Raw genomic sequence first — 11138 nt, 5'->3', positions numbered from 1 at the left:
ATTTGCAATTGTCATTAACCTGTCATATTCGAACTCTAACATTCAGTTCTGTGCAGGTATCTACCTGTTTTATCTGACCTAATCAGCAAGAGGATTGTTCGATGTTCAAACGCGTAATAATACAAGCCGCGGTCGGTATCGCCTTTGGCGCCGCTTCCATGGCCGCCCATGCGGTCGACATCACTGGCGCAGGCGCTTCGTTCCCCTACCCCATTTATGCCAAGTGGGCCGCCAAATACCACGAAGAAACCGGCAATCGCGTCAACTACCAGTCGATCGGCTCGGGCGGTGGTCAGCAGCAGATCATTGCTAAAACGGTTGACTTCGGCGCGTCGGACGATCCAATGAAAGCGGAAACGCTCGAAAAAGAGAACCTGCTTCAGTTCCCCGCCATCGTGGGTGGTACCGTTCCCGTCGTCAATATCGACGGCATCAAACCCGGCGAGCTTAAGCTGTCGGGCGCCCTTGTCGCCGACATTTACCTGGCCAAGGTCAAAAAGTGGGACGACGCAGCCATCAAGGCTCTTAACCCCGGCCTGAATCTGCCTAACGCAGACATTATTGTGGTTCACCGTTCCGACGGTTCGGGCACCACCTTTGGCTGGACCAACTACCTGTCCAAAGTTTCGCCCGACTGGAAAAACAACGTCGGCGAAGGTAAAGCCGTTAAGTGGCCCACCGGCCAAGGCGGTAAAGGCAACGAAGGCGTCGCCGCTTACGTTCGTCAGCTGAAGAACTCGATTGGTTACGTTGAGTACGCCTACGCCAAGCAAAACAACCTGTCGTGGACACAACTGCAAAACCAAGACGGCAAGTTTGTTCAGCCGACACAAGAAGCGTTTGCAGCCGCTGCCGCCAACGCTGACTGGGCCGGTGCCCCCGGCATGGGCGTGGTGCTTACCAACGAACCCGGCGCCGAATCCTGGCCTGTTACTGCTGCTTCGTTCATCCTGATCCACAAGAAGCAAGACAAGCCCGAGAACGGCAAAGAAGTCCTGTCTTTCTTCGACTGGGCCTTCAAGAACGGCGGCAAGATGGCAGCAGAACTCGACTACGTGCCCCTGCCTGATGCAGTGACCAACCAAATCCGTGCTGTCTGGGCCAAAGACATCAAAGCTGCCGATGGCTCCGCGGTCTGGAAGTAATGGCTAGAATGGAAGGTTCTTAACGAACTTTCGTAAAGACGATGCCGTGTCATGCGGCATCGTCTTTGTTATGTAAAAATTACGTTTTGACCACGTTTGACCAAACTTACGTGGTGCCATTGGGCCGCCAGAAGCCATCCACACGAGCTCTCATGAAAAACAACTTCAATCTGATGGACGTCATATTCAAGAATATGACCCGTTCGTTTGCCTTCCTGGTGTTCATTTTGCTGGCCGCCATCATGGTTTCGCTTATCTACGGAAGTCGCGAAACTATTTCAGAGTATGGCTTTTCGTTTTTGTGGACCAATGAGTGGGATCCGGTCCAGCAGCAGTACGGTGCGCTGGTGCCCATTGTCGGCACCGTGCTGACCTCGTTTATTGCCTTGATTATTGCGGTGCCGGTTTCGTTCGGCATTGCCATGTTCCTGACCGAGCTGTCGCCCGTCTGGCTGCGTCGACCCCTGGGGACGGCCATCGAGATGCTGGCCGCGATTCCGTCCATTATTTATGGCATGTGGGGCCTGTTCGTTTTCGTACCTATATTCCAGAAGTACATACAGCCCGGCGTTATCGAGCTATTTGCCGGTGTGCCGGTGTTGAATCAGGTCTTTGCAGGTCCTCCGTTTGGCATCGGTGTGTTTACCGCCGGGTTGATTCTGTCGATCATGATCATCCCTTTCATCGCCTCGGTCATGCGCGATGTGTTCGAGCTGGTTCCGCCCCTGCTTAAAGAGTCGGCCTACGGTTTGGGCGGTACCACGTGGGAAGTCATCTGGAGGGTCGTTTTGCCTTACACCAAAAATGGCGTCATAGGCGGGATCATGCTGGGGCTGGGGCGCGCCCTGGGCGAGACCATGGCGGTTACCTTCGTAATCGGCAACTCGTTCAATTTGCCCAACTCCGTTTTTGCGCCGTCCAACTCCATTGCTTCGGCATTGGCCAACGAGTTCAACGAAGCAGGCGGCATGCAAAAATCGGCCCTGCTCGAACTGGGTCTGATTCTGTTCCTGATCACTACGGTCGTGTTGGCCTTCTCCAAGGTCTTGCTGCAACGCTTGTCCAAAAACGAAGGGTCCGCCCGCTAGGTGCCAATAACCATGTTTACATCCGACTCTATCGTCACCACCAGCAACCGGGTTTATAAGTCGCGCCAGCGTATCAACAAGATCATGTTGACGCTGTCTTTGGCGGCGCTGCTCTTTGGCCTGTTCTGGTTGTTTTGGATTATTCTTACCCTTGTCGTCAAAGGGGGCGGGGCATTGTCGCTTAGCCTGCTGTTCGAGGCCACCCCACCCCCGGGGCAGCCCGGCGGTCTCATGAACGCCATTGTCGGCAGTGTCATGATGGCGGCGGTTGCCACCCTTATTGGTACGCCTATTGGCATTTTGGCCGGTACTTATCTGGCTGAATACGGCCAGCGCGGCTGGCTGGCACCTGCCACCCGGTTTCTGAACGACGTGCTGCTGTCGGCGCCTTCCATTGTTATTGGTCTGTTCATTTATGCGATATATGTGGCGCAAGTTGGGCATTATTCGGGTTGGGCAGGTGCGTTTGCGTTGGCTATTCTGGTTATTCCGGTCGTGGTGCGCTCGACCGACAATATGCTGCTGCTGGTTCCCGACAGCCTGCGCGAGGCGGCTGCAGCGTTAGGCTGCCCAAAATGGCGCATTATCAGCCTTATTTGCTACCGAGCGGCCATATCCGGAATCATCACCGGCATTTTGCTGGCTGTTGCCCGCATCTCGGGCGAAACCGCCCCTTTGCTGTTCACAGCACTGAACAACCAGTTCATGTCCTGGCAAATGGATGGCCCCATGGCCAACCTTCCGGTAGTGATCTACCAATATGCCGCCAGCCCGTTTGCCGACTGGAACGACCTGGCCTGGGCCGGCGCTGTCCTGATTACATTGCTGGTGCTTGGCATCAATATTGCCGCCCGCGCTCTTTTTCGTAAATAAACAAGCGACGAGCGCATGACGCTCGTCGGGGAACCGACCATGAACACTGATCAGACCAACGATCGCGTAAAGCTCGAAGTCAAGAACCTGAACTTCTTTTACGGTAAGTATCAGGCCATTCACGACGTCAGCATGCCTATCCGCGAGAACAAGGTTACCGCTTTCATTGGGCCATCGGGCTGCGGTAAATCTACCTTGCTGCGCACCTTCAACCGCATGTACGAGCTTTACCCCGGCCAGCGCGCCGAGGGCGAAATTAATCTCAATGGCGAGAACCTGCTTACGTCCAAAAAAGATATCTCGCTTATTCGCGCCAAGATCGGCATGGTGTTTCAAAAGCCCACGCCGTTTCCCATGAGCATCTACGACAACATCGCCTTTGGCGTGCGTCTGTTCGAAAAGCTCAGCAAAGGAGAAATGGATGAACGCGTCGAGTGGGCGCTGACCAAGGCTGCGCTCTGGACCGAAGTAAAAGACAAGCTCAACCAAAGCGGCAACAGCCTGTCGGGCGGGCAGCAACAACGTTTGTGCATAGCCCGAGGCGTGGCCATCAAGCCCGAGATCCTGTTGCTGGACGAGCCTTGCTCGGCACTTGACCCAATTTCGACCGCCAAAATCGAAGAACTCATCACCGAGCTTAAAACCGACTACACGGTTGTTATCGTTACCCACAACATGCAGCAGGCGGCGCGTTGCTCTGACTACACTGCCTACATGTATTTGGGCGAGCTCATGGAATATGGCGAAACTGACAGTATTTTCGTGAAGCCGGCGCGTAAAGAAACTGAAGACTACATTACTGGCCGCTTCGGCTAAGGCCTGCCTTTCGTGCTAGAATACTTTTCTTTGATATTGGCTGGCGTTTTTTAGCCTATATTGATGAAGCTTAGCCAAGGCGTTACGTGCCAAGGCGTATCGGGGCGTAGCGCAGTCTGGTAGCGCATCTGGTTTGGGACCAGAGGGTCGCATGTTCGAATCATGTCGCCCCGACCATATTTTAGAAAGGCCTTGCGGTTTTTGTCGCAAGGCCTTTTTTGCGTGTGGGTTTATAGAACACCCCTGGCAAATTCCAGATGAGTAATGAGGGTCCATGAAGGCGGCAGCCTGATGTTTCTTGGCCTGCATTTGGGGCGTAAATAAAACAGAGATTAGGTCTATTAGAGTTAATGGTCTTTTAACCCTAGGAGCAAGGCAGGGGGTCTGTACCCTTTAACTCAAGCGTGTCCGGGGCGCTTGAAACGAAGGAGGGCAGGCCGTTACCGGTGGTTCGGCTTGCTTTGCTTTGGGGCGCACACATTCAAATTGGGGTAACTCCCTAGAAGCTTTAACGAAAGCTTTTAAATACTATGGAAGCCACTTGCAGCTGTTGTTACAAAGTTAGTAGAAAGAAGAACAACCTCATGGTTCGGCCGTTTGGCCGTATCCATACACCGGAGACCGCCCATGCGCACGCCCCGCTTCTTGCTTTCTGTTTTACTTGCAGTCTGTTCCAGCTCGGCCTTGGCAGATACCGCCATACGTTTTGCACTCGACTGGCGCTTCGAAGGCCCCGCCGCCCCGTATTTTGTCGCCCTTGACAAGGGGTACTACAAGGCCGAAGGCCTTGACGTTACCATCGACCCCGGCGCAAGCTCGGTTGAACCCATTAACCGCGTGGCCACGGCGACCTATCAAATGGGCTTTGCCGACATCAATTCGCTTATCAAGTACCGAGACAACCCGCAGAACCCGCCGGTCAAGGCGGTAATGATGGTTTACGACACGCCGGCGTTTTCCATCGTAACCCTTAAAGACAAGGGCATTACCAAGCCCAAAGACCTCGAAGGCAAGGTATTGGGCGCGCCTGCACCCGACGGCGCCTACGCACAATGGCCGATTTTTGTCGACGCCAACGGTATCGACGCCTCGAAGGTGCGCATTGAAAACATCGGGTTTCCGGTGCGCGAACCCATGCTTGCGCAGGGGCGGGTCGATGCCATTACAGGCTTCTGGTTTTCGTCCTTCATGAACCTTAAAGCCAACGGCGTCAAAGAAGAAGATATTGTGGTGCTGTTGTTGCGCGACTATGGTGTCGACCTTTACGGCAACGCCATTTTGGCCAACCCCGAGTTCATGAAGAACAACCCCGAAGCGGTCAGGGGGTTCGTGCGCGCAACCATCAAGGGCATTCAGGACACCATCAAAGACCCTGACTCCGCCATTGATTCGCTCATGAAGCGCAACGCCATTGCCAATCGAGACGTCGAGCTTCAACGCCTGAAACTGTCGCTGGAGCGTAACTTCGTCACCGACGACGTCAAAAAGAACGGGCTGGGCAACGTCGACCCTCAACGCCTCGAAAAATCCATTGAACAAATCGGCCTTACATTCAACTATACGAACAAGCCAAAGGCCTCCGACGTGTTCACCGCCGATTTTCTTCCCCCTGCCGCCGAGCGTCAGATCAATTGACCCGAAACAAATGGGTTGTAAGGCCGACTGCATGGCATAGCATCGCAGTCGGTCGGCTGGTCCATTAACAAGAGAGGTTCGAATGACCGAGACGCTGGTTGAGCTCGAGAATATTTCCATGGCCTACGGAGACGGCGATACCGCTGTTCGCGCCATCGAAGACGTGACGCTGTCCATAGATAAAGGCGAGTTCATTGCTGTGGTCGGCCCATCGGGCTGCGGCAAAAGCTCGTTAATGAAACTGATTTCCGGTTTGCATCCTCCGTTGTCCGGCTCACTTACCGTCGAAGGCAGGCCTGTAAAAGGGCCGTTGAAGTCGGTGGGCATGGCCTTTCAGGCCAGCAACCTGCTGCCGTGGCGCAATTGTGTCGACAACATACTGTTGCCGCTTGAAATCGTTCAGCCCTACCGAAAAAAAATATCGTCGCAGCGTGCCCAGTACAAGGAAAAAGCGGTGCAGTTGCTTAACTCGGTTGGCCTTACCGGTTTTACCGACAAATTTCCCTGGGAGCTTTCGGGTGGCATGCAGCAGCGCGCCTCCATCTGCCGCGCACTTATACACGAGCCCGAAATCCTCATGCTCGACGAGCCTTTCGGTGCACTGGATGCCTTTACACGCGAAGAGCTGTGGTGCACGCTGCGCGACATTCAGCAAGAGCGCAAGGTCACGGTCATGTTGGTTACCCACGACCTGCGCGAGGCGGTGTTTCTGGCCGATACGGTGTATGTCATGTCGAACCGTCCGGGGCGGGTGGTGAAGAAATGCTCCGTCAATTTGCCCCGGCCGCGCGATATCGAGGTCACTTACGGAAAAGAATTTCAAGACATTGTCTACGAGTTGCGGTCCATGATCGGAGGGAAACACTAAATGCGTCGCGCCGATTTATTTGTTTATGTGGTTCCCCCGCTTATTTTCACGGTCGTGCTATTTGTGTTGTGGGAAGTTGTGTGCAGGGCGTTGTCCATACCAATGACCATTTTGCCCGCGCCCTCTGATATTTTTGTGGCCTTGTGGCAATACCGAATGCCCATTATCGACAATTCATGGGTTACTTTGTGGACCACCCTGGTGGGCTTTTTGATGGCTACCGTAGGCGGGCTGCTGCTGGGTATTGCGGTAGGGTGGAACAAAAGCCTGTATACCGCTATTTATCCCGTGCTCATTGGCTTCAACTCGGTGCCCAAGGTGGCAGTCGTGCCCATTCTTATCTTGTGGTTTGGGCTGGGCGAGATACCCGCGATTCTTACCGCGTTCCTTATATCGTTCTTTCCTATTGTGGTCAACGTTGCTACCGGCTTGGCCACCACCAACCCCGAACTTGAAGACGTATTGCGGGCCTTGGGTGCTTCAAAGCTCGACATCATGCGCAAGGTCAGTATTCCGGGCTCTTTGCCTTACTTCTTCGGCTCGCTGAAGGTGGCCATTACCCTGGCTTTCGTGGGCGCGGTGGTGTCGGAAACGGTCGGAGCCAACAAGGGCATAGGCAAGCTTATGCTGGATGCCCAGGCGGCGTTCCAGGTGCAAATTGTGTTCGCCGGTCTGTTGGTGCTGGCCTTTCTGGGCATCGTCTTGTATGCCGCCACCGCTCTGGTCGAAAAACGATTCACCGGATGGGCGTTCAGGGGGCAGAACCGTTAAGCCCTTACGGGCATCAAGCCGGCTGTTGGTGCCAGCGCTTGATGCCCGTAGACCACCAAGAGTCCGCTCACGCAAGGCCGGCATCATCCTGTCGTCGTAGTTTATTGATTAATTATATTTCCGGTTAATTAATATACAATTTCCTTCTCGATACTCAAATAAAGCGGGTTGGTCGCAACGCGCGAACACGAAGGAGCGGTTATGGCGAAAGCACTGAAGGTTGGCATTATTGGGGGCGGCATCGGCGGGGTGGCGTTGGCGGCAGCGCTTGCACAGCGGGGCATCCAGGCCCACATGTTTGAACGAGCCGCCGAGTTTGGCGAAGTGGGGGCCGGCATACAAATGACGCCCAACGCCGTGAAGGTAATCAAGGCCCTGGGCGCAGAGGCTGCATTGGATAAAGTGGGGTTCTTGCCTGAAGCCCTGGTTGGCCGCGACTGGGACACAGCAGAAGAAAAGTTTCGAATCCCGCTTAAGGCTGATTGCCCGCGTTTATATGGCGCCAATTTTTATCATGTGCATCGTGCCGACCTGCATCAGCTTCTGGCAGATATGCTGGGCGACACCCGGGTAACGTTCGGCGCGCAATGCACGGGCGTAGAGCAGACCGACGAGCACGCCATTGCGCATTTTGCCGATGGCTCGCGTTTCGAGTGCGACTTGATTGTGGGTGCTGATGGTGTTCGTTCGGTGGTCCGCCACGATCTGTTCGGCGCCGACGACCCAAAATTTACGGGCCACATGTGCTACCGGGCGGTAGTGCCGTTTGATCAGCGCCCCGATTTCGTGCCACCCGAGGCGGCATTCTGGTTGGGTCCTAAAAGCCATGTTGTTACTTACTACGTAAATGGCGGCAAGGCAGTCAACATTGTTGCCGTGCACGAAACCGAAAACTGGGTTGAAGAATCGTGGAACACGCTTAGTACCCGCGAAGCGCTGCAGGGCGATTTTCAAGGCTGGCACAGCCACATACAGCAGTTGTTCGACCGGGTCACCGAGGTATACCGGTGGGGCTTGTTTGACCGGGACCCCATGCAAACCTGGCATCGCGGTCGCCTGACATTGTTGGGCGACGCGGCTCATCCCATGCTGCCGTTTTTATCGCAAGGCGCGGCCATGGCGATCGAAGACGCTTATGTGCTTGCAAAAGCCCTGGCGGCGCTGCCGAACCAGTTGGAGAAAGCGCTGACGCAGTACGAGGCGGAACGGCTTCCGCGCACCAGCCGAGTACAGCTGGAGGCGCGCGAGCGTGGCAAGACCTATCACTTGTCTTCAAAAGAAGAGCAGGCCAAGCGCGACGCCGAATACCGGGAACAGCAGCAAAAAGACCCGCATGCCGGCGGCATCAAAGCCAACTGGGTGTATGCGTACAATGCTACTGATTTCACTCCAGTTTCATCGCTAACATGAAGGCTCCCAGGCAATGACACAGATCAGACGGCGTTCGGAAATCAGTGCGCGAGAAGCGGGGCGCCGCCCCGGTCGCCCCGAGGGCAGTTCAAGCGGTGACAACGCCTCTGAGCGTATTCTTGATGCCGCCGAAGAAGTCTTTGCCGAGGTGGGGTATTCGGGCGCAACATTGCGCACGGTGGCGGCACGTGCCGATGTCACCCAGGCGCTCATCAGCTACTACTTCGGCAACAAGTACGGTCTCTACGAGGCTGTGTTCATTCGGCGGGGGCGGGCCATTGCCGACCAGCGCGTCAAGTTGCTTGATGAGCTGAAGCAACGCAATGACGTCACCGTGCGCGACGTCGTCAAAGCTTTTTTAGCACCCACCATAGCGCTGCGCGAAACCCGAGGCGGACGGCTGTTTCTGCGTCTGCAGGCCAGGCTGCACACCGAACCGGCCGAGATCTCTTACAAGCTACGCAACGAAGCCTATGACGCCTCGACGCGTGCCTATGTACAAATGATGGGGCGTGTCTGCCCCCAGTTGTCGGCCAAAGATCTGCATTGGCGAATGGTGCTGATGATAGGGGCGTACATGTATGCGTTTTCAGATACGCATCGACTTGAGCAGATCGCCCCCGAGCATTGCAACGTCAACGATACCGACGAAGTGTTCGAGCAGATTGCCGCCTTTGTGTCGGCAGGCATCAGCGCGCCGCCCACCTCGGGCGAAGCCGCCCCGCGCGACGGGTGATTGAAAAGCAGTATGGAATGTATAACAATGCGACGGACAAGCGCGATAGACAATACTTTCAGGCCACGACCATGACCAAAAATACACGTCGCCCGTCCACTGAACCGGCTGCCGACAAATACGATTTTTCCGAGCAGGTGGGGCATTTGCTGCGTCGCGCGTATCAGCGGCACACTGCACTTTTTCAGCAGACCATTCCCGACACCCAGCTTACTGCCGCTCAATTTGTCGTGTTGTGTGCGGTACGCGATTGCGGCGCGTGCTCGCTGAGTCACATCGTCAAGCAAACCGCCATCGACCAAGCCACCATACGTGGCGTAATCGACCGGCTTAAGGTGCGCAAGCTCGTTGCCGTACGACACGACGAACTCGACCGCCGTAAGGTGCTGGTCAGCCTTACCGAGACGGGCCTGCATCTGGTGGAAACCATGGTGCCGTTCGCATTCGAGATCACCGAAAAAACTTTCGAGGGTTTTAATCCCGCCGAGCGCATGGCACTGGTGTATCTGCTTAACAAGATGTGCGCGTCTGATGCAGACGAACTCGAAGCTTGAGCGCATGCTCTGGTTCTACCTGGCAGAGCGGCGGTTCTGTCTCGGGCTAAAAATGTTTGTATGCAGTGTATACGCTCTAGTATTGGGTTCGGCTTGTTCTGCGGAGGCCGACAATCCGTGATCAGTGAGATTGTCTATCGGTAAGTTTTGTCCCGATTCTCAACGTCTTGTTGTAAGTTCGTCGAAATTGCGGCGCTTCAACGAAGGGTTTATCCCTATGAAGTAAATCTTTTGTTCGAAAAATTACATGTGTACACTTCAATCGATGCACCTTCCCCCTTCGATTGGGCGCGCCTCCCGGCTTGTTGCCGGGGCCGCGTATTGAATAAGGAACTTCCATGAAAGGCTCACGAGTTTTAACCGTACTGATGGCCGCAGTAGTTGGTGTTTCGCTATCGGTATCGGCAGCAGCGCAAGACACGCTCAAAATCGGCGAAATCAATAGCTACAAGACGCAGCCTGCGTTCTTGGGGCCGTATAAAAACGGTATGGATCTGGCTGTTGAAGAGATCAACAAGGCCGGCGGTATCAACGGCAAGCAGGTCGAGCTTGTCATTCGCGACGACAACTCCAATACCGGCGACGCGGTGCGGGCGGTTGAAGACCTGCTGGCGCGCGACAAGGTCGACGTACTCACCGGTACCTTCCTTTCCCATATTGGTCTGGCCGTTACCGACTACGCCAAGCACAAGAAAGTCTTCTTTCTGGCCAGCGAACCCCTGACCGATAAAATCGTCTGGGAAGACGGCAACCGTTATACCTTCCGGTTGCGTGCATCCACCTACATGCAGGTGGCCATGCTGGTGCCCGAAGCCGTAAAAATGAATAAAAAGCGCTGGGCGGTGGTATACCCCAACTACGAGTACGGCCAATCAGCCGTGGCAACGTTCAAGAAGTTGCTTAAAGAAGCCCAGCCCGATGTCGAGTTCGTTGCCGAGCAAGCGGCGCCGCTTGGCAAAGTCGATGCCGCAAACGTTATTCAGGCCCTGGCCGACGCCAAGCCCGACGCCATGTTCAACGTATTGTTTGCCGCCGATCTGGCCAAGCTGGTACGGGCCGGCACACAGCGTAATTTCTTCAAGGACCTTTCCGTGGTCAGCTTGCTTACCGGCGAACCCGAATATCTTGATCCTTTAGGCAGCGAGACGCCAGAAGGCTGGGTGGTTACGGGTTACCCGTGGTACGCCATTGATACGCCCGAGCATAAAAAATTCCTTGAGGCGTACCAGGCCAAGTTCAACG

At 55.1% G+C, this 11138-nt stretch carries 11 protein-coding genes and 1 tRNA gene; all 12 read left to right on the top strand.

Going from position 1 to position 11138, the window contains the following annotated elements:
* Positions 1–101 precede the first annotated feature (101 nt).
* Complete coding sequence (gene pstS / locus VL003_RS08390) at positions 102–1145, top strand: phosphate ABC transporter substrate-binding protein PstS (protein WP_325441463.1); 1044 nt, start codon at positions 102–104, stop codon at positions 1143–1145.
* 152 nt (positions 1146–1297) lie between these two features.
* Complete coding sequence (pstC, locus tag VL003_RS08385) at positions 1298–2233, top strand: phosphate ABC transporter permease subunit PstC (protein WP_325441461.1); 936 nt, start codon at positions 1298–1300, stop codon at positions 2231–2233.
* A gap of 12 nt (positions 2234–2245) precedes the next feature.
* Complete coding sequence (gene pstA, locus VL003_RS08380; protein ID WP_325441459.1) at positions 2246–3106, top strand: phosphate ABC transporter permease PstA; 861 nt, start codon at positions 2246–2248, stop codon at positions 3104–3106.
* A gap of 39 nt (positions 3107–3145) precedes the next feature.
* A complete protein-coding gene (gene pstB / locus VL003_RS08375; protein WP_325441457.1) occupies positions 3146–3922 on the top strand; it encodes a phosphate ABC transporter ATP-binding protein PstB in 777 nt (258 codons plus the stop codon).
* A gap of 100 nt (positions 3923–4022) precedes the next feature.
* Positions 4023–4099: transfer RNA gene (locus VL003_RS08370), tRNA-Pro, on the top strand.
* A 450-nt stretch (positions 4100–4549) separates the two neighbouring features.
* Positions 4550–5557 (top strand): ABC transporter substrate-binding protein, encoded by a 1008-nt coding sequence (locus tag VL003_RS08365; protein WP_325441455.1) that lies wholly within the window; start codon positions 4550–4552, stop codon positions 5555–5557.
* Positions 5558–5639: 82 nt separating this feature from the next.
* The gene (locus VL003_RS08360; RefSeq protein WP_325441453.1) at positions 5640–6425 is read left to right on the top strand and encodes an ABC transporter ATP-binding protein; all 786 of its coding nucleotides are present in this window, start codon (positions 5640–5642) and stop codon (positions 6423–6425) included.
* Positions 6426–7196, top strand: a complete 771-nt coding sequence (locus tag VL003_RS08355; RefSeq protein WP_325441451.1) for an ABC transporter permease — start codon at positions 6426–6428, stop codon at positions 7194–7196.
* Between the two features lie 201 nt (positions 7197–7397).
* Entirely contained in the window at positions 7398–8606 is a 1209-nt protein-coding gene (locus VL003_RS08350; RefSeq protein WP_325441449.1) for an FAD-dependent monooxygenase, read from the top strand.
* A 13-nt stretch (positions 8607–8619) separates the two neighbouring features.
* Positions 8620–9342, top strand: a complete 723-nt coding sequence (locus VL003_RS08345) for a TetR/AcrR family transcriptional regulator (RefSeq protein ID WP_325441447.1) — start codon at positions 8620–8622, stop codon at positions 9340–9342.
* A gap of 71 nt (positions 9343–9413) precedes the next feature.
* Complete coding sequence (locus tag VL003_RS08340; RefSeq protein WP_325441445.1) at positions 9414–9896, top strand: MarR family winged helix-turn-helix transcriptional regulator; 483 nt, start codon at positions 9414–9416, stop codon at positions 9894–9896.
* A gap of 368 nt (positions 9897–10264) precedes the next feature.
* Positions 10265–11138 (top strand): ABC transporter substrate-binding protein (locus VL003_RS08335; RefSeq protein WP_325441494.1); only part of this gene is annotated, 874 nt, incomplete at its 3' end.

The organism is Pusillimonas sp. (genome assembly GCF_035515275.1).
Lineage (GTDB): Bacteria > Pseudomonadota > Gammaproteobacteria > Burkholderiales > Burkholderiaceae_B > Pusillimonas.
This window is presented reverse-complemented; position numbering and strand designations above follow the sequence as displayed.